This window comes from Pseudomonas sp. D(2018) (assembly GCF_005502555.1).
In the GTDB taxonomy this organism is placed as follows: domain Bacteria; phylum Pseudomonadota; class Gammaproteobacteria; order Pseudomonadales; family Pseudomonadaceae; genus Metapseudomonas; species Metapseudomonas resinovorans.
In genome coordinates this window covers 24,415-44,280 of record NZ_SCOK01000011.1, presented here as the reverse complement: position 1 = coordinate 44,280, position 19,866 = coordinate 24,415, and the positions used below count along the sequence as shown (strand labels likewise).

Here is a 19,866-nt window from a genome sequence, read left to right as displayed (position 1 = left end):
AGAGGGGGTCAAAGGGCTTCCAGACTCGCCATCAGGTCATCCAGCCGGCTGGCCTTCTGTTCACTGATGGCGCTGTCTTCCAGCGACTCGATGTAGTGCGCCAGCTCCTCGACCGTGGCGCACTCGAACATGGCCCGCAGCGGCACGTTGCGTTGCAGGGTCTTCTGCACGCGGGAGGCGATCTGCGTAGCCAGCAGCGAGTGCCCGCCCAGCTCGAAGAAGTTGTCGGTGACCCCGACTCGCTCCACCTTGAGCACCTCACCCCAGATGCCGGCGAGGGTGCTTTCCAGTTCGCTGCGCGGGGCCTGGAAGGCGCCCTGGGCCTGGCCGATATCCAGTGCCGGGAGGGCCTTGCGGTCGAGCTTGCCGTTGGCGTTGTGCGGCAGCTCGGACAGGTGCAGCCAGTGCAGCGGCACCATGTACTCGGGCAGCGTGGCCTTGAGCGCTTGCTTGACCCGCTCGCGCAGCGCGGCCACGTCCACCTGCGGATCGACCGGCACCAGGTAGCCCACCAGTTGCTTGCCGGTGGCGCCCTCCTGCACCGCTACCGCGCCGTCGCGAACCTCGGGGTGTGTATGCAGCCGCGCCTCGATTTCACCGAGCTCGATACGGAAGCCGCGAATCTTCACCTGGTGATCCACGCGGCCGACATACTCCAGCACGCCATCGAAGCGGCGCCGCGCCAGGTCACCGGTGCGGTACAAGCGTGCCCCCGCTTCACCGAACGGATCAGGCAGGAACACCAGGGCACTGCGAGCCGGGTCACCCACATAGCCGCGGCCGACGCCCGTGCCGGCAACGCAGAGTTCGCCCACCGCACCCATGGCCACCGGTTGCAGCTCGGCGTCCAGCAGGTAGAGGCGGTTGTTGTCCGTGGGCGTGCCGATGGGCAGGTAGGCACCTTCGGTGGAGGCCGGGTCGACGCGGAACAACGCCACGTCGTCCGAGCACTCCGCCGGACCGTAGGCGTTCACCAGGCCGATGGCCGGGTAGCGTTGCAGCCACTGGCGCGCGAGTTCCGGCGGCATGGCTTCGCCGGTGGGCAGCATCCAGCGCAGGCCGGCAAGGTCCATGGCATCGGAGGCGAGCATGCCCTGGATCAGCGACGGCACGCTCTCCAGGACGGTGATGCCGCGTTCGCGCACATGGGTCAGCAGCGCCAGCGGATCGTAGGCGATGGCGTTGGGCACGATGTCCACCTGGGCGCCACAGAGCGGCGCGGTGAGGAACTGCCACACGGAGATATCGAAACTCTGCGACGCCGTCTGGGCGATCACGTCCGCTTCGCTCAGCGACAGGTACGGCACCTTGCTCAACTGGTTGTTGAGCATGCCGGCCTGCTCGACCATCACGCCCTTCGGCTGCCCGGTGGAGCCGGAGGTGAAGATGATGTACGCGAGGTTGCCTGGGCCGCTGTAGATGCCGAGGTCCTGCTCATCGCCCTCGCCCGACTGCAGCGCTTCCCACACCAGCAAACGCGGACGGTGGGCGCAGTTGAGTTCATCCAGCAGCGCGCGGGCCTGGGCCTCGAAGGCACGGGTGCAGACCAGCGCCGGGGCGCGGCTGCGCTCCAGGATATCGACCAGACGCTGTGCCGGATGCGCCGGGTCCAGCGGCAGGTAGCCGCCGCCCGCCTTGAAGGCGCCGATCATCATGCCGAGCAGTTCCAGACTGCGATCGCCCAGCAGTGCCACTGGCTGGTCGAGACGCACCCCGGCCGCCACCAGGGCGTGGCCCAGGCGGTTGGCGCGGCAGTTCAGTTCCCCGTAGTTCCAGGCCTCGCCCTGGCAGGTGGCAACGGTCTTCTGCGGGTGCCCCGCCACCTTCGCCTCGAACAGGCGCACATAGCCCTGGTCCAGCGGGTAGGCGCGTTCGGTGCGGTTGCAGTCTTCGAGCAGGAAGCCTCGCTCCTCCTCACCCAGCAGCGGCAGTTCGGAGAAGTCGCTACCGATGTAGTCGCCCAGGGCCAGCAGCAAGCGCTTGAAGTCGGCCAGCAGCCTGTCGATGGTCGCTTCCTCGAAGAAGCGCTGGTCGTAGGACAGGTGCAGGCCGAGGTCGTCGCCCGGGTAGCAGACCACCGTGAGCGGGAAGTTGGTGTGGGTACGGCCGGACTCCGAGCTGGCGGACAGGCTCTGGGCACGGTCCAGTACCGAGACTTCCACCGGCGCGTTCTCGAACACGAAGAGGCTGTCGAACAGCGGCTGGCCCTTGGGCAGCTCGCTGCATTCCTGCACCTTCACCAGCGGCAGGTACTCGTACTCGCGCAACGCCAGGTTGTGTTCCAGCAGCGATTGCAGCCAGTCGCGCACGCTGCATCGCTCGCCCACGGCTGGCATCGGCACCCGCAGCGGGATGCTGTTGATGAACAGGCCGACGGTGCGCTGCATTTCCGGCATACCCACCGGGCGCCCGGCCACGGTGACGCCGAACAGCACGTCGCGCTCCCCACCGTAGCGGCGCAGCACCAGGGCCCAGGCCGCCTGGGCGAAGGTGTTGATGGTGAGCTGGTGACGCTGGGCCGTCTCGCGCAGGCGTGCACCCTCTTCCACCTGCAGGCGGATGATGCGGTCGCCCACCCGCATGGCGCCGTTGTCACGCAGGAACGGCCGGTCGCTGGGGATGTAGCTGGGCCGCTCGAAGCCGCGCAGGTTGTCACGCCAGAAGTCGGCGGCGGCCTGGGCGTCCTGCTGTTGCAGCCAGCCGATGTAGTCACGGTAGCGCGGTGGAGTTGGCAACTGCGCTTCGCGGCCCTCGCCCAGCGCACCGTAGATTTCCAGGAAGTCGCCCATCAGCAGCGAGCGGCACCAGGCATCGATGAGGATGTGGTGGTTGCTCATGATGAACCAGTGGCGCTCGGCACCCAGGCGGATCAGGCGCAGGCGGAACGGTGCCACCTCCAGCAGATTGAAGCCGGCTTCGCGCTCGGCCTTGAGCAGGTCGCGCAGACGTTGCTCATGATCGTCTTCCGCTTCGGCGCTCCAATCCAGCAGCTCGATGGCAGTGGTGCTGCGGCGATGGATGATCTGCTGCATGTTCTCGCCGCTGTTCCACCAGAACGAGGCACGCAAGGCTTCGTGCCGGTCGACCACGGCGTGCCAGGCGGCGGCGAAGCGCTCGAAGTCGATACCGCTGTTGATGGTGTAGCGGTCCTGCATGAAGTAGATGCCCGAACCCGGCTCCAGCAGGGTGTGCAGCAACAGGCCTTGCTGCATGGGCGTCAACGGGTAGATGTCGGCGATCTCGCTGGGGGCCAGAGTCAGGCCGTCCAACTGATCCTGGGAGAGCCTGGCCAGCGGGAAGTCGGACGGCGTGATGCCAGCGACGCCCTCTTCCAGGCAATGGTGCAGCAGCCCTTCCAGCTCGGCCTGGTAGTCCTCCGCCAGGCGCTCGACGGTGGCCGGGGCGAATACCTGCTCGCTGAAGGTCCAGCGCAGCTGCAACTCGCCGCCGTAGACCTGGCCGTCGATGCTCAGCCAGTTCGGCAGTGGCGCGTCCACGTCATGCTGGGCACCGGCCGGCTCTTCCAGTGGGCGGAACAGCGCATCGGCACCGAAGCTCTGGTCGAACTGACCCAGGTAGTTGAAAGTGACCCGCGCCTGCGGCAGGGCTTGCAGCGCGTGGCGCAAGGGGGCATCGGCCAGGTAGCGCAGCACGCCGTAGCCGAGCCCTTTGTGCGGCACCGCGCGCAGTTGCTCTTTGATCGCCTTGATCGACTCGCCCAGGCCATCAGCCGTAGTCAGGCGCAGCGGGTAGGCGCTGGTGAACCAGCCGACGCTGCGAGTCAGGTCGATCTCGTCGAACAGCGCTTCGCGGCCATGACCTTCCAGCTGTACCAGCGCCGAATCGCTGCCGGTCCAGCGGCAGAGCACACGCGCCAGGGCGGTCAGTAGCAGGTCATTGACCTGGGTGCGATAGGCCGCCGGTGCTTGCTGCAGCAGCGCACGGGTGCGATTCGCGTCCAGCCTCGCGGTTACGCTGCGGACATGCCGCTCGGTATTTGCTCCCTGGGGGTTGTCACGCGGCGGTTCGCCGGCGGCACCCTGCAGGTGCGCCTGCCACCAGGCCTGTTCCTCACGCAGGGACTCGCTGCTGGCGTAGGCCGCCAAGCGCCGGCTCCAGTCGCCCAGGGCGCTGGTCTTGGCGGGCAGGCTCGGTTCGCGATCTTCCGCCAGTTGCCGGTAGAGGCTCTGCAGGTCTTCCAGCAGCACGCGCCAGGACACCCCATCCACCACCAGGTGGTGGATGGCCAGTAGCAGGCGTTGCTGATCGTCCGGCCCTTCCGCCAGCACGGCGCGCAGCAGCGGGCCGTGAGTGATATCCAGACTGCGCTGAGCGCTTTCGAACAGCGCCTGGCGTTCAGCCCCGCCCGCTACCCGGCGGTGCCAGAGCAGCCCTTGCCCTTTTTGCGGAGCGCGGTACTCGGCGCTCCAGGCACCCTCGGTACGGTGGAAGGACAGGCGCAAGGCATCGTGCTGTTCCAGCAGGCACTCCAGCGCGCGGTCCAGCAGCGCCGGGTCGAGCGCCATGCCGGGTTCCAGCAGCAGCGCCTGGTTCCAGTGGTCCAGTCCGCTGTCACGCCCGTCGAAGAACCAGTGCTGGATCGGCGTCAGCCCGGCCGGACCGCTCAGCGGGCCCTGCTCGATGGCGGCCACGTCCTTGCGCGGTCCGTCCTGGGCGGCTTCGGCCAGGCTCTGCACGGTCTGGAAGCGGAACAGGTCCTTGGGTGTGAAATGGATGCCCTGTTGCCGCGCGCGGCTGACCACCTGGATGGAGAGGATGGAGTCGCCACCCAGTTCGAAGAAGTTGTCGTGAATGCCCACCTGGGACAGGTTGAGCACCTCGCGCCAGATCTCTGCCAGTTGCTGTTCACGCGGGTTGCATGGCGCGGCGTAGGCCTGGCGGCCATGCTCCAGGTCCGGCGCCGGCAGGGCCTTGCGGTCCAGCTTGCCGTTGGCGGTCAGCGGCATGCGCTCCAGCAGCACCACGTGCGCGGGCACCATGTAGTCGGGCAGCCGCGCCTTGAGTTGGGTCTTGAGCTGTTCGCGGTACGCGGCCTGGCGTTCGGCGTCTGCGCGGGTGAGGCTCACCTCCTCGGGCAGCACATAGCCCACCAGTTGCTTGCCGCCGCTGGCGTCCAGCGCCAGTACCACGGCTTCACGTACACCCGGCAGGGCTTGCAGGCGGGCTTCGATCTCACCGAGTTCGATGCGGAAGCCGCGAATCTTCACCTGATGGTCGATACGGCCGACGTATTCGATCAGGCCGTCGTTGCGCTGGCGCACCAGGTCGCCGGTGCGGTACAGACGACCGCCCTGGCCCCCGAACGGGTCGGCGACGAAGCGTTCGGCAGTCAGGCCGGCACGCTGGTGGTAACCACGGGCGATGCCGTCGCCACCTACATAGAGCTCACCAGTGGCACCCGGCGGCACCAGGTTGAGGTCGGCATCCAGCACGTAGAGCGCGCGCGCGCCCACCACCTTGCCAATGGGCACGCTGCTGGCGCCCGCCTCCAGTTGTTCCGGCGCCAGGCTGGCGAGCGGCATGACCACGGTTTCGGTGGGGCCGTAGGCGTTGAAGAAGGCTTCCGGGGAGAAGGCCGCACGAATGCCGTGCAGGTACTCCGGGGTAAGCGCCTCGCCACCGGTGATGCACAGCCGCACCGGCAAACGCTCGCCACGAGCGCCCAGCCACTGTGCCAACTGGCAGCCATAGCTCGGGGTGAAACCGAGGATGGTCACACGCTCGTCGCGGATCAGCGCGCAGATCTCTTCCGCGCCCCATTGGCCCTGGGCGCGCAACACCACCCGCGCGCCGCATACCAGCGGCGCCAGCAGGCGTTCGCTCGCAGCGTCGAAGTTGATGGAATAGAAGTGCAGCTCGCAGTCATCGCGGCGCATGCCGAAGTCGGCGACCACGGCCTGCAGGTGCATGGCGATGGCCCCCTGATCCACACCGACGCCCTTCGGCTGGCCGGTGGAGCCGGAGGTGTAGATGACGTAGGCGAGGTTTCCTGGACCGCTGCGCAGCGGCAGGTTGTCAGGGGCGTAACCCGCCAGAGCGGTGCTGTCACGCTCCACGCACCAGCCGCGAACGCCTTTGGGCAGTTCGCCCAGGGCATCCAGCAGGCCGGCCTGGCCCAGCAACAGGGCGATGCCGCTGTCTTCCACCATGTAGCGCAGGCGGTCCAGCGGGTATTCCGGGTCCAGCGGCACATAGGCGCCGCCGGCCTTGAGGATGGCCAAGAGGCCAACGACCATTTCCAGCGAACGCTCCAGGGCCAGGCCCACCCGCACTTCCGGGCCCACGCCCAGTTCCGCCAGGCGTCGAGCCAGCTGGTTGGCGCGGGCATTGAGTTCCGCGTAGCTGAGGTGCTGGCCGGCGAAGGTCAGCGCCGGCGCATCAGGAGTGGCCGCGACCTGGCGCTCGAAGAGTTGCTGCACCGTCGTATTCAGCGGGTAGGCATCCGCCCCCTGACGGTGAGCGGCGACCAGCGCGGCATGTTCTTGCTCAGTGAACAGCGGCAACTCGGACAGGCGCGCATCCGGCGTCTCGATCATCGCCCGCAGCAGGTGTTGCCAATGCTCGGCCATGCGCGCGATGCGCGGGCGGTCGAACAGGTCGCAGCTGTAGGTCAGGCAGCAGCCGAGGCGCTCGTCGAGGTCGGTGACCTCCAGGTTCAGGTCGAACTTGGTGGCGCGGGCGTCGTTGGCGATGTACTCCAGCTTCAGCCCGGCCACTTCGCGGGTCTGCTGGAATTCCCAGCGCTGCACGTTGCACATCACCTGGAACAGGGGGTTGTAGGCGGCGCTGCGCTGGGGTTGCAGGGCTTCTACCAGATGATCGAACGGCAAGTCCTGGTGGGACTGGGCGTCGATGGCCACCTGGCGCACCTGCTCCAGCAATTCACGCGCGCTCATCCGGCCCTCGGGCTGCACGCGCAGCACCTGGGTGTTGAGGAAGGCGCCGATCAGCCCCTCGCTTTCCGGGCGGATGCGGTTGGCCACCGGTGCGCCGATGCGCAGGTCATCCTGGCCGCTGTAGCGATACAGCAGCACGCCCAGTGCGGCGGTCATGGTCATGAACATGGTCAGGCCATGCTCGGCGTTGAAGGCGCGCACGCGCGCAGCCAGGCGGTCGTCCAGGTCGAAGCGGAACAGGTCGCCGGCATGGCTCTGCACCGGCGGGCGCGGACGGTCGCCGGGGATTTCCAGCAGCGGCTGTTCGCCCCCCAGCTGGGCTTTCCAGTAGTCCAGCTGGCGTTGCATCTCGCCGCCTTCCAGCCACTGGCGGTGCCACTGGCTGTAGTCCAGGTACTGCACCGGCAGGGGTGCCAGCTCCGCTTCGCGGCCTTCGAGTTCGGCGGCGTAGAGTTCGGCCAGTTCACGGGCGAAGATGTCCATCGCCCAGCCTTCGGTGACGATGTGGTGCAGGGTCACGACCAGGTAATGCAGCTCGGCCTCGGCCTTGACGAGGCACACCCGCAGCAGCGGACCGCGCTCCAGGTCGAACGGCTGGTGCGCCTCGACATCGGTGAAGGCCTCCAGACGCGGCTGGAACTCATCGACCGGTAATGCCGAGAAATCCTCGCGGCGAATGCGCAAGCCACAGTCCTCGGACACCTGCTGCACCGGCACCCCGCCTTCGCTGGGGAAGGTGGTGCGCAGGGTCTCGTGGCGTTTCACCAGGGCCTGCAGCGCGGCTTCGAAACGGTCGGCCTCCAGCCGGCCGCTCATGCGCGCCACGCCGCCGACGTTGTAGGCCGGGCTGTCCGGTTCCATTTGCCAGAGGAACCACATGCGCTGCTGGGAGTAGGACAGCGGCAGCGGCTGGCTGCGGTCGACACGGGTAATGGCGCCCTGGCTGTCACGCAGGCCGGCGGCCAGGGCCGCTTCCACACGGGTGGCGAAAGCGGACAGGCGGCTGGCGTCGAACAGCGCTCGCAACGGGAGTTCGATATCGAAGGCCTGACGACTGCGGGACACGATCTGGGTAGCCAGCAGGGAGTGACCGCCCAGTTCGAAGAAGTCGTCGTCCAGGCCGACGTTCCCGATGCCCAGCACGTTGCACCAGATGGCAGCCAGGCGCTGCTCGACCGCGGTCTGCGGCGCCACATGCTCGCGCTGGCGCCATTGGGGTTCGGGCAGGGCCTTGCGCTCCAACTTGCCGGCCGGGGACAGCGGCATGGCATCCAGGCGCAGCAGGTGCGCCGGCACCATGTAGTCCGGCAGGGTTTGCTGCAAGGCGTCCTTGAGGCCCGCCAGCAGGTGCGCCTGGTCGTCGGTATCGGCGACCACGTAGCCCACCAATTGCGGTCCGGCCTGACTGTCTCGAAGGACCACAACCGCCTGGCGTACGCCGGGCTGGGCCAGCAGGCAGGCTTCGATTTCTTCCAGTTCGATACGGAAACCACGCAGCTTGACCTGCTGGTCGACGCGGCCGAGGTACTCCAGCACGCCGTCGGCGCGCCAGCGCGCCAGGTCGCCGGTGCGATAGAGGCGCGAACCGCTGCCGTCCGGGTTGGGCACGAAGCGTTCGGCGCTGAGGCCGGCGCGGCCGAGGTAACCACGGGCCAGCCCCACTCCGCCGATGCACAGCTCACCGGCAACACCGGGTGCGGTGGACTCCAGGTTGTCGTCCAGCACCAGGCACTGCACATTGCCCAGCGGACGACCGATGGGCACCGGAGCGCCCTCGCCCGCCTGGCAGTGCCAGTGGGTGACGTTGATGGTGGTTTCGCTGGGGCCGTAGCGGTTGTGCAACTGCACGGCCGGCAATTGCTCGAACACACGGTCGCGAAGCTCCGCCGACAGCGCCTCGCCACCGGAGAACAGCAGGCGCAGGCTCAGGCATTGGGCCAGTTGCGGCTCGTCCACGAAGAGCTGCAGCAGTGCCGGGACGAAATGCAGCACGGTCACGCCGTGCACACGTACCAACTGGACGATGCGCGCCGGGTCGCGGTGTTCGCCAGGCGCAGCCAGTACCAGGCGGCTGCCGCAGAGCAGCGGCAGGAAGCATTCCCAGACGGACACGTCGAAGCTCACCGGCGCCTTCTGCATGAACACGTCATTCGCGCCGAAGCCGTAGGTGTCACGCATCCACAGCAGGCGCTCGGCCAGCGCCGCATGGGTCACGCCGACGCCCTTGGGTTTGCCGGTGGAGCCGGAGGTGTAGATCACATAGGCGAGGTTCTCGCCGTGCAGGTGCAGCGCGGGGACGGTGTCTGACCAGTGGCCCTCATCGGCAACGTCCAGGTCCAGGCGCCGGACGTTGTCCGCCAGCTCGACCACGTCCAGGTGGCTCTGGGTCAGCAGCAGCTGGACTCCGCTGTCGGCGACCATAAAGGCCAGCCGCTCGCGGGGGTAGTCCGGGTCCAGCGGGATATACGCGCCGCCCGCCTTGAGGATCGCCAGCAGGCCCACCAGCAGTTCCGGCGAGCGCTCGGCGCAGATGCCAACCCGCACTTCTGGCGCGACGCCCAGGGCGCGCAGGCGGTTGGCCAGGCGATTGGCACGGGCATTCACTTCACCCAGCGACAGCGCTTGGCTGCCCAGCAGCAAGGGCCGTTCAGGGCTGGCGGCGACCTGCTCGTCGATCAGTTCCGGCAACCAGCGCCGGGCACGTTCACCGGGTGCGCTGCCCCAGAGGGCGAGCCGCGCGCGCTCGGTATCACCCAGCAGTTGCACGTCGCCAATGGCCAGCTCGGGACGTTCCGCCACCTGCCAGAGCAGGCGCTGGAAGTGGGTGGCCAGACGGGCGATGGTGGCTTCGTCGAACAGCTCAAGGGCGTAGTCGAACGACAGGCTGATGCGCCCGCGCTCGTCTTCTTCGCTCTGCAGTTGCAGCTCGAACTTGGCCTCGAGGCTGTTCCAGGGAAGCTCCTCGGCGGACAGGCCGGGCAGGCGTTGCAGCGCACGGTGATCACGCTGCTGGTGGTTGAACAGCACCTGGAACAGGCCACCCTGGGCGCGGGCCTCCGGGAAGGCTTCCAGCAACTGCTCGAAGGGCAGCGCCTGGTGCCCCTGGGCGCCGAGAACGCGCTGACGGGCCTGGGCCAGCAGCGCATCGAACGGCATGCGGCCGTCCAGTTCACCGCGCAGCACCAGGGTATTGATGAAGAAGCCGATCAGCCCCTGGCTTTCCAGGCGCGAGCGGTTGGCACTGGGTACGCCGAGGCGGATGTCCTTCTGCCCGCTGTAGCGGTGCAGCAGCGCTTGCCAACCCGCCAGCAAGAGCATGAACAGGCTCGCGTCGTGGTCGCGGGCGACCTGATTCAGGCGCTCGGCCAGGGCCTTGTCGAGGCGAATGCTGTAGCGCCCGGCACGGTAACGGGCATCCGGCGAGCGCGGCCGGTCGGTGGGCAACAGCAACAGCGGCTGCTCCTCGCCCAGTTGGGCCTTCCACCAGTCGAACTGGCGCTCGCCCTCGCCTGCCGCCAGCCACTGGTTCTGCCAGGCGGCGAAGTCGGCGTACTGCAGCGGCAGCGGTTCCAGCGTCGCGTGGTGGCCGAGGCCAAGGGCGCTGTAGAGCCGGGAAAATTCGTCCAACAGCAGGTTCAGGGACCAGCCGTCGGCAATGATGTGATGCAGCGTCACCAGCAGCAGGTGATCGCGCTCGTCGATGCGCACCAGGCTGACGCGCAGCAGCGGGCCGTTTTCCAGGTCGAAGGGCGTCAGCGCTTCGGACTCACGAATGGTCTGGGCGCGGGCTTCGGCATCGGGCTGGTCTTCGAGGTCGATCAGGCGCAGCTGGAAGCCACCAGCCGGGTGGATGCGCTGCACGGGCTGACCATCCAGCTCATGGAAGGTGGTGCGCAGGGATTCGTGGCGTTCCACCAGCAGTTGGAAGCTCTTCTTCAGTGCGACGTTATCCAGGCTACCGCGCAGGCGCAGCGCACCGGGAATGTTGTAGGCGGCGCTGTGCGGGTCCAGCTGCCAGAGGAACCAGAGGCGGTTCTGGGCGGCGGATTGCGCCAGTGGCTGGCTGCGGTCAAGACGCGCGATTGCCCCTTGCGCCTGTCCTCCCTCCGCTGCGAGACGCTCCACCCGGTTGGAGAACTCACCCAGGGTGGGCGCTTCAAAGAGGTCTCGCATTTCCACGGCAACACCCAGTTCTTCCCGCAGGCGAGCCATGACCTGCACGGCGCGAATGGAGTTGCCGCCCAGGGCGAAGAAGTTGTCAGTAGCGCTCAGCTCCGCCACGCCCAGTTGTTCACGCCAGAGCCGGGCCACCAGGCCGTCGGCGGCCGGGGCGGGTTCATCACCCGGCTGGCGGATCGCTTCGCCCTCGCGGAACAGCGCGTAGTGATCGAGGCTGCCGTCGGCCAGTTGGCTGCGGCAGGCGGAACGCTGCAACTTGCCGCTGGAGGTCTTGGGCAGCGCGCCGGGGTTGAGCAGCACGACAACGGCCGGGCTTTCCTGATGGGCTTCGGCCACGGCCTGGCGGATCATCTTTACCAGCACATCCGGCGGCACCATCTTCTGTACGCGACGACCGATCTCGGCGGCGATGCCGATACCCTCATTGCCCTGGTGCTGCACGGCAAAGGCGGCGACGCGCCCCTTGCGCACCACCTCGACTTCGGTCTCGACGGTGCGCTCGATGTCTTGCGGATAGAGGTTGTGGCCGCGGACGATGAGCATGTCCTTCAGCCGGCCGGTGACGTGCAGCTCGCCTTCCAGCAGGAAGCCCAGGTCGCCGGTGCGCAGCCAGGTACGGCCCTCACGTTCGACGAAGGTGCGCGCGCTGGCTTCCGGGTTGTTCCAATAGCCCAGGGCGACGCTGGCGCCGCTCACCCAGATCTCGCCGACCTGGCCTTCGCCCAGGACGACACCATCCAGCGGGTCCACCAGCTTGAGTTCGTGTTCCGGCTGCGGGTAACCGCAGCTGATGGCGGTAGCGCCCACACCGGTCTCGGCGCGGTTGGCGGCCAGGGCGTCGGTGTCCAGTTCACGGACATTGATGCCCTGGCCACGGCGGGCGCCGGTGACGAAGAGCGTGGCTTCCGCCAGGCCGTAGCAGGCGAACCAGGCCGCCGTGTCAAAGCTGCACGGGCTGAATTTCGCCGCGAACGCGTCCAGGCTGTCCTTGCGGATGGGTTCGGAACCGGAGAACGCCAGACGCCAGCCGGACAGATCGAGTCGCGCCAGGGCCGATTCGCTGATGCGTTCGCAGCACAGGCGATAGGCAAAGTCAGGGCCACCGCTGACGGTACCGCCGAAGCGGCTGATCGCGTCCAGCCAGCGCACCGGGCGTTCGAGGAAATACTGCGGCGACATCAGCACCACCGGCACGCCGCTCCAGATGCCCTGCAGCAGGCCACCGATCAGGCCCATGTCGTGGTAGAGCGGCAACCAGCTGACGATCACATCGTCATCGCAGATGCCGAAGCCCTGGCGGATCAGCTTCTCGTTGGCCACCAGGTTGCCGTGACTCACCTGCACGCCCTTGGGCAGCGAGGTGGAGCCGGAGGTGTATTGCAGGAAGGCGATGTCGGTATCGGCCAGTTCAACGCCCTGGAAGGCATCGGCCAACGACGCGTCCAGGCGGTCGACGCAGAGCAGGCTGCCGGACTCCTCGCCCAGCGCGGCCTGCAACTGGGCCTCCAGGTCGGTGGAGGTCAGCACCAGGCGTGGCTCGGCATCATCGAGGATGGAATGCAGGCGCTGCAGGTGGTGCTGGCGGTTGGATTCCGGCGGGTAGGCCGGCACGGCGATTACACCGGCGTAGAGACAGGCGAAGAAGCTGGCGACGTAGTCCGGGCCACTGTTGAACAACAGCACGGCGCGATCCCCGGCCACGGCGCGCTGCTGCAGGGCTGCCGCAACACGGCGGGCACGCTGGTCCAGTTGGCGGTAGTCGAGCACTTCGCCCGTACCCTGGTCCTCGGTGAGGAAACGCAGGGCCATACGTTCCGGCTCCGCCGCAGCGCGACGCTGCAACGCCTCCACCAGGGTGCCTGGGAGATCGAACACTTCCGTCATTTTTCTTTCCTGCCTGAATACGGCTTGCAATCGGTTTGATCGGGGAGCGCGGGCGGCTCAGCCACCCGCCTGGGAAATCCTGTCCGCCGGGCGGACGTCCGGGGTCCAGCCCCAGCTGGAGCGATAGCGCAGATGCCGCCCCAGGTGCGCCTTGAGGGTGCGCAGCACCCGCGCCTCGTTGTCGTGGATGAAGAAGTGATGCCCCGCGTGCATGTCGAGGGAGAAGCTGGAGGCGGTTTCTTCCTGCCAGGCCAGCAGGTCGTCGACGCTGATGCTGTCGCGGCGGCCGCCGAACACGTGGAGCGGAATCGAGAGCGGCGACCTCGGGCTGTAGCGGTAGTGACCGCACAGCAGAAAGTCGGCACGCAGTACCGGCAGCAGCAGGTCGAGCAATTCTCGATTGGCCAACACCGCCTCGGGCGTGCCACTGAGGCTGCGCAGCGTGGCGATCAGCTCGGCATCGCTCTTGGCGGCGGCGAACTCGGAAAAATCGCGCCGCGCCGGCGCAGCGCTTCCCGATACGAACAAGGCCACCGGCCGGGGCATGTCCAGCTCGCGAAGGGCATGGGCCATCTCGAAGGCCAGCAAGCCACCCAGGCTATGGCCGAACAGCGCATAAGGCTGCTGCGCCTCACCACGGATTTCGTTGGCCAGCCCGCGCGCCAACGCCAGGACATCGGTCGCGAAGGGCTCGCCGTGGCGCGCACCGCGGCCCGGCAGCTCCACCGGGCGAATGGCCAGCCACTGCGGCACCTTGCGGCGCCAGCGGGCGTAAGCCATGGCGCTGGCGCCGGAGTACGGCATGCAGAACAGACGCAGTGCGACCATGTCCGCCCCCTCAGGCCGTCACGCCTTCCATCTGCTGGCGCAGGCTCAGCGGACGCATGTCGGTCCAGACCTGCTCGATGTACTCGAGGCATTCCTTCTTCAGGCCGCTCTTGCCGGCCGCGCGCCAGCCGGCGGGGATGGCCTTGTACTCCGGCCAGATGGAGTACTGCTCTTCGTGGTTCACCACCACTTGGAATATCACGTCGTCACGATCGAACACGGTGTCGCTCTCCTCTGTAGAAACCTGTCTGGAGCAGCTGTCTCCAGCGCTTCCACTGAGAAGAACGGATGAGGATTAGAAGAAATTACTTCGGAATGTTGCTCTCGCCCCTACGGCATGTGTTGCGCTTTCATCGCCTGAATCGGCAAATTCACTCACCTGTCAAGAAAGATTCGTATTCCCAACACGACAATGACAAGCAAGAAAGATTCCGGCACAATTCTCAACAATGATAACGATTCTTATTTGACACTGTGTGTCGTTAGCACTAGTTTTGTGCCCCGCCTCACCCCCAACCAGAAAGCAATACCAAGAAAGCGCACAGGTGAATCCAATGCCAGAACAAGGACCTGTTGACTGCCTTGCCGCCGGTCATCCCCACTCCCCTTCGTTGCAGGCCTTCATCGATCACAGATCCATGATGGTGAAGATCGCCGCACGTATCACCGGCTGTCACTACCGCGCCGAAGACGTGGTGCAGGACGCCTTTTTCAGGCTGCAGTCTGCCCCGCTGCTCAAGCTGTCCTTCAAGGCCCAGCTCAGCTACATGTTCCAGACCGTGCGTAACCTGGCCATCGACCACTACCGCAAGCAAGCCCTGGAACTGCGCCACTCCAGCAGCGAAGAAGAGGGCCTGAACGTGGAACAGCACGCCAGCGCATCCCCCGAAGCCCTGCACCTGCACCAGGAAACCCTGGAGAGGGTCGCCAACGCCCTCGGCCAGCTCCCCGAACGCACCCGTTACGCCTTCGAGATGTACCGCATCCACGGCAAGCCGCAGAAGGAAATTGCCGTGGAACTCGGGGTCTCCCCTACCCTGGTCAACTTCATGATTCGCGACGCCCTGATCCATTGCCGCAAATCCATTGGCACCGAGCGCGAGCTACGCAAGAGCGCGTAACGCCCACGCCGAACTGTTTCCTGTCGGGACGAATTCATTGGCTATGTCTGCATTGCGTGTTGCAAGCACCTGCAGGGCTCTTGGCCCAATGGTAAATCTCTCGCAACAGCTAACGCAGACATAGCCAACTCATTCGCCAAGGGCAGCGCAGCTGCCCACGTGACAGGGCCGAACGGCGAACCTGCGGTCCGCTTGGCGATTGAAATCGCCCCTGCAACGCCACTCCGCCACAACAGCTGACCCCAGGTTCTCGGGGCCAGACGCTCAGCACAATTCACAACGATCGAAGAACCACTCGCGTTCGAGCACCATCAGCGCCGCGCGCTTGTGGGGGAAGTTGAATTCCTTCTCGCGATAGAAGCCTTGCGCCTGCATGTGGGCGATCATCCGCGCGTTGTCGGCGCGGGGTTCGGCCACCACCTTGCGGGTGCGGTTGTCGTCGAGGAACAGGTAGTGGGCCAGGGCGGACAACCAACTCGCCACCTTGTGCGGACCACGGTGCTTTTCCTCGCCTACGAGCATGTGGATGCCCCGGTCGTAGTCGTCCACGGTATAGAACGGCGCAATGCGATCTTCCTTGGCCCAGTAGGCTTCGAAGTAAGCGAAGGGCTCGTCATCGAAGCAGCCGATCAGGGTCAGGGTGTGTGGATCATCCGCCAGCTTCTGCAGGTACTCGCGGTGCTGCTCCAGGCTGCCGCCCTCCTGCCAGAACGCCAGCACGCGGGGGCTGTTCTGCCAACGATTGAAGCGCTCCAGGTCCAGATCGATATCCAGGGTGCGCAGAGAGATCCAGCTGCCCAGGCGTGCATCGAAACGGCGATAGACCTCACCGCTGGCCTTGGGCGCCCGCAGTGGATGGCGACGGCCATTGGCGTTCATCACCATCTGCTGCGGGTAGCCAATGCCCGGGGCACCTCGCAACCAGGGATCGGGCAATTGCCAGAACAGGCCTCGCTCGGCATGCAGCAGGCCGGCATCGGCGGGAATCAGCAGGCCACTGCGCAGGGCGCTGTCCGCTGTAACGTCCAAGCGCCAGGCCAGCCGCTGGTGCTCGGGCGAGCGTGCGAAGTGCCAGTAGCAGAAGGCCTGGATGGCAGCCTGGGCCTCACCGGCTGCGACTTCCTGCAACTGGAACAAAGGCAGCCCGCCCTCCTCGCCGACAGCGACCTGCGCCAGGGACTGGCTGCCGCGCAACAAGCGCAAGCGGCGTGAACTCGCTTCGATGCTGAGGTGCTCGCCGCCTGGCAGCGGCAATCGATGAAGACCTTCGGGATGATTCATGGGGTTCTCTCGCTACGACTGGGTCCGATACCCAGTGAACGTAGCGAGGGGGCAGGAAATTAGGTTCATCCCCAGCACATAGGGAATGCGCCCGCGCTGGACCTGAGCGCAGTCGCCCTCCCCTTACGCCTGCTTGCGCTTGCGGAACTCGGCCACCTTATGCCGGTTCCCGCACAGCGCCATGCTGCACCAGCGGCGACGGTGGGACTTGGTGCGGTCGTAGAACCAGAGCACGCAGTCGGGGTGTTCACAGACCCGCACCAGGTTGAAATCGCCTGCCACCAGCAGCTCCGCCGCCGCTTCCGCCAGCGGCGCCAGGTACTGCTCGGCGGTGCCTGCCGCCCGCACCGTTTCCACACGAGGCTCACCATCGGCGGGCCAATCCAGACGCAGATGGCTGGGCCCGGCGAGGAAACGGTTGAGCACCTCGGGACTCCCCCTACCGCCTGACTTGCGCTGCTCCACCAGCTCGCGCACGGCTTCGCGCAGGGCCAATGCGGCCTGCAGCAATTCGCCCTTGGCGAAGCGCGCTTCCGGCAGGTTCCAACCGGTGCGGGCCAGCCATGCCTGGACGTCCGCATCGCTGTGCCAGAACTCGTACGGAGCGCCATCCACCACCGCCAGGGTGTTGAGCAGGTCGAGCACCGGGTGGTCGGCCAGTACGAAGGGTTCGAGAGGGGCTGGGGACGCGACGGTGGTCATGGCGACACTCCGGTCAGTGAATGCTGGAATTGTAACCCTATAAACACAACATGAACAGTTACGACGAATGGCATATGTAACCTACATTCTTTTAGTTGACAGGTTACTTAGCCGGCTCATACTGCGCCACAGAGTAACCACCATTAACAGTTTTATAAGTTACGGAGTGCCACACCATGACCTCGCCCCTCGTTCATATTCCGGTTCGCCACCAATTCGTCGAAGCCGACGGCGTTCGTGTGTTCTACCGCGAAGCCGGCGATCCCACCGCCCCAACCCTGCTGCTGGTTCACGGCTACCCCAGTTCATCCCACCAGTTCCGCGACCTGATCCCGCTGCTGGCTGACAGATTCCACATCATCGCGCCGGACCTGCCCGGCTTCGGTTTTACCGAGGTGCCGGAAGAGCGCGCCTACCGCTACAGCTTCGATGCCCTGGCCACCACCCTTGGCGCCTTCGTCGACGAGCTGGGACTGAAGCGCTACGCCCTCTACGTATTCGACTACGGCGCGCCCACCGGCCTGCGCCTGGCCCTGGCCCACCCCGAGCGGGTCACCGGCCTGGTGTCGCAGAACGGCAACGCCTACCTGGAGGGTCTGGGTGATGCCTGGGAGCCGATCCGTGCCTACTGGGCAGAGCCGAGCAACGCGGAACGCCGCCAGGTGGTTCACGATGCCGTGCTCAACCTGGACGGCACCCGCTGGCAATACGTGCATGGTGTGAAGGACATCGCGCTGGTCGCCCCGGAATCCTATTACCTCGACGCCCTGCTGCTGGAGCGCCCGGGCAACAAGGACATCCAGCTCGACCTGTTCCTCGACTACGCCAACAACCTGAAGCTTTACCCGGCGTTCCAGGCATTTTTCCGCGATACCCGGTTGCCGTCCCTGGTGATCTGGGGCGAACACGATCCCTTCTTCATCCCGCCGGGCGCCGAAGCCTTCAAGCGTGACAATCCCAATGCGGTGGTGGAGCTGCTGGATACCGGACACTTCGCGCTGGAAACCCATGTCGGTTATATCGCCCAGCGGATTCGGGAGGTGTTGGGCGATAGTCCGGCTTGATGGGCTGAGCGTCTTGCAGGGGTGATTTCATTCGCTATGTCTGCCTTGGCTGTTGCGAGAGATTCACCATTGGGCGAAGAGCCCTGTAGGAGCTGGCTTGCCAGCGAAACGGGGCCATTCGCTACGGGCAGTGCAGCTGCTTGCAACACGTTATGCAGACGCCATGCTTGATCTTCTAGACGATCAGTCTAATATCCCGTCCCCATGACCGACCTGCATCCCAAACCCCGCCGTGGCCGCCCGCCCAAAGTCGACCGCGACTTCGCCGATACACGTGCCGCGCTGATTCGCTGTGGCATGGAGATCCTTACCGAGCAGGGTTTCATGTCCACCGGCATCGACGCGGTGCTCAAGCGTGTGGGCGTGCCGAAGGGCTCCTTCTATCACTACTTCGACAGCAAGGAAGCCTTCGGGCAGGCGGTGCTGGAGAGCTATGCCGGCTACTTCGCCCACAAGCTCGACCGATACCTGCTGCAAGAAGACGTGCCCCCGCTGCAACGCCTCTGCAACTTCGTCGAAGACGCCAAGGCCGGCATGCTCCGCCACGCGTTCTGCCGAGGTTGCCTGGTGGGCAACCTGGGTCAGGAAGTGGCCATCCTGCCAGAAGGTTTCCGCCTGGAACTGGAGGCCATCCTCTGCAGTTGGCAGGACCGTCTGGCCCAATGCCTGCGCGAAGCCTGTGCAGCCGGTGAGTTGTCAGCGAAAGCGGACTGCGAAGGGCTTGCGGCGTTCTTCTGGATTGGCTGGGAAGGCGCCGTGTTGCGTGCCCGGCTGACGCGAGACAACGTTCCACTGGATGTTTTCTTCAAAGGATTCTTGGCCGGACTGCCGCGCTAGCCCGAAAGGGCGCGCGGTTTTTCGGGCCCATTTATAGACGACTGGTCTAATTGGAGGTGTGAGCATGTTCAACGCAATCCTGATCGAGAAGGACGAGGCCGGTTACCGCGCCCGCAATACCCAACTGGATGAAGCGCAACTGCCGGAGGGTGATGTCACCGTTCGCGTGGCCTACAGCACCCTCAACTACAAGGACGGGCTGGCCATTACCGGCAAGAGCCCGGTCGTGCGCCAGTTCCCCATGGTGCCGGGCATCGACCTGGCCGGCACCGTCGAAGCCAGCAGCAACCCGGACTACAAGGTCGGCGACGCGGTACTGCTCAATGGCTGGGGCGTGGGCGAAACCCACTGGGGCGGACTGGCGCAGAAGGCCCGCCTGAAGGGGGACTGGCTGATCCCGCTGCCCAGCGCCTTCACCCCGCGCCAGGCCATGGCCATTGGCACTGCCGGCTACACCGCCATGCTGTGCCTGCTGGCACTGGAGCGCCACGGCCTGAAACCCGGCCAGGGCGACGTGCTGGTCACCGGCGCCAACGGTGGCGTCGGCAGTTTCGCCATCGCCCTGCTCGCCCGTCTTGGCTATCGCGTTGTCGCGGCCACCGGTCGTACCCATGAGGTGGATTACCTGAAGGGCCTGGGTGCCGCCGAGATCATCGACCGCGCTGAACTCTCCGAGCCGGGCCGCCCGCTGGGCAAGGAACGCTGGGTCGCCGCCATCGACTCGGTGGGCAGCCACACCCTGGCGAATGTCTGCGCCGGCTTGCGAGCCGACGGCGCCGTGGCCGCCTGTGGCCTGGCCCAGGGGATGGACTTTCCCTCCAGCGTGGCGCCCTTCATCCTCCGTGGCGTGAGCCTGCTGGGCATCAACAGCGTCACCCGCCCGCGCGCCGAGCGGATCGAAGCCTGGGATCGCCTGGCACGGGACCTGGATCTCGCCCAACTGGACGCCATCACCCACGAAATCGGCCTGGGCGATGCCATTGCCGCAGCCGGCGACCTGCTGGCCGGCAAGGTGCGCGGTCGCGTGGTGGTGAACGTCGACGCGTGACCGGG

The 19,866-nt window shown here is 66.2% G+C and carries 9 protein-coding genes; 4 read left to right on the top strand and 5 right to left on the bottom strand.

The genetic code is table 11. The features are described from left to right. Positions 1 to 8: 8 nt before the first annotated feature. From FFS60_RS09875 to FFS60_RS09865, 3 genes are read right to left on the bottom strand one after another with little or no spacing between them, the layout of a single operon-like run. Positions 9 to 12,980 carry a non-ribosomal peptide synthase/polyketide synthase gene (locus tag FFS60_RS09875; protein WP_137821869.1) on the bottom strand — a complete coding sequence of 4,324 codons (12,972 nt, stop codon included), beginning with the start codon at positions 12,978 to 12,980 and terminating at the stop codon, positions 9 to 11. Positions 12,981 to 13,037: 57 nt separating this feature from the next. Continuing rightward, on the bottom strand, positions 13,038 to 13,808 hold the full coding sequence (locus FFS60_RS09870; RefSeq protein ID WP_137821868.1) for a thioesterase II family protein: 771 nt from the start codon (positions 13,806 to 13,808) through the stop codon (positions 13,038 to 13,040). Positions 13,809 to 13,818: 10 nt separating this feature from the next. Further along, positions 13,819 to 14,028, bottom strand: coding sequence for an MbtH family protein (locus FFS60_RS09865; protein ID WP_028627922.1), 210 nt, complete (start codon positions 14,026 to 14,028; stop codon positions 13,819 to 13,821). 334 nt (positions 14,029 to 14,362) lie between these two features. Here FFS60_RS09865 and FFS60_RS09860 point away from each other — a divergent pair, with 334 nt between their 5' ends. Continuing rightward, positions 14,363 to 14,929: an RNA polymerase factor sigma-70 gene (locus tag FFS60_RS09860; protein WP_137821867.1), complete on the top strand. Its 567-nt coding sequence runs from the start codon at positions 14,363 to 14,365 to the stop codon at positions 14,927 to 14,929. Positions 14,930 to 15,193: 264 nt separating this feature from the next. On the opposite strand, the gene FFS60_RS09855 is transcribed toward FFS60_RS09860, so the two are convergent. Next, complete coding sequence (locus tag FFS60_RS09855; RefSeq protein ID WP_137821866.1) at positions 15,194 to 16,210, bottom strand: GNAT family N-acetyltransferase; 1,017 nt, start codon at positions 16,208 to 16,210, stop codon at positions 15,194 to 15,196. Positions 16,211 to 16,333: 123 nt separating this feature from the next. Further along, positions 16,334 to 16,912, bottom strand: a complete 579-nt coding sequence (locus FFS60_RS09850) for an ABATE domain-containing protein (RefSeq protein WP_137821865.1) — start codon at positions 16,910 to 16,912, stop codon at positions 16,334 to 16,336. A gap of 176 nt (positions 16,913 to 17,088) precedes the next feature. Between FFS60_RS09850 and FFS60_RS09845 the strand changes: the two genes are divergently transcribed. The 3 genes from FFS60_RS09845 (at position 17,089) to FFS60_RS09835 (ending at position 19,861) form a co-directional block, all read left to right on the top strand. After that, positions 17,089 to 17,976, top strand: a complete 888-nt coding sequence (locus FFS60_RS09845; RefSeq protein ID WP_137821864.1) for an alpha/beta fold hydrolase — start codon at positions 17,089 to 17,091, stop codon at positions 17,974 to 17,976. A 204-nt stretch (positions 17,977 to 18,180) separates the two neighbouring features. Beyond that, positions 18,181 to 18,813 carry a TetR/AcrR family transcriptional regulator gene (locus tag FFS60_RS09840; RefSeq protein ID WP_137821863.1) on the top strand — a complete coding sequence of 211 codons (633 nt, stop codon included), beginning with the start codon at positions 18,181 to 18,183 and terminating at the stop codon, positions 18,811 to 18,813. A gap of 64 nt (positions 18,814 to 18,877) precedes the next feature. Next, positions 18,878 to 19,861 (top strand): MDR family oxidoreductase, encoded by a 984-nt coding sequence (locus FFS60_RS09835; protein WP_137821862.1) that lies wholly within the window; start codon positions 18,878 to 18,880, stop codon positions 19,859 to 19,861. The last annotated feature ends 5 nt before the right edge of the window (positions 19,862 to 19,866 follow it).

Coding starts and splice junctions, on each gene's coding strand:
- FFS60_RS09850 (WP_137821865.1), bottom strand. CDS start 16,912: ATGACCACCGTCGCGTCCCCAGCCCCTCTCGAACCCTTCGTACTGGCC.
- FFS60_RS09860 (WP_137821867.1), top strand. CDS start 14,363: ATGCCAGAACAAGGACCTGTTGACTGCCTTGCCGCCGGTCATCCCCAC.
- FFS60_RS09845 (WP_137821864.1), top strand. CDS start 17,089: ATGACCTCGCCCCTCGTTCATATTCCGGTTCGCCACCAATTCGTCGAA.
- FFS60_RS09855 (WP_137821866.1), bottom strand. CDS start 16,210: ATGAATCATCCCGAAGGTCTTCATCGATTGCCGCTGCCAGGCGGCGAG.
- FFS60_RS09870 (WP_137821868.1), bottom strand. CDS start 13,808: ATGGTCGCACTGCGTCTGTTCTGCATGCCGTACTCCGGCGCCAGCGCC.
- FFS60_RS09840 (WP_137821863.1), top strand. CDS start 18,181: ATGACCGACCTGCATCCCAAACCCCGCCGTGGCCGCCCGCCCAAAGTC.
- FFS60_RS09835 (WP_137821862.1), top strand. CDS start 18,878: ATGTTCAACGCAATCCTGATCGAGAAGGACGAGGCCGGTTACCGCGCC.
- FFS60_RS09875 (WP_137821869.1), bottom strand. CDS start 12,980: ATGACGGAAGTGTTCGATCTCCCAGGCACCCTGGTGGAGGCGTTGCAG.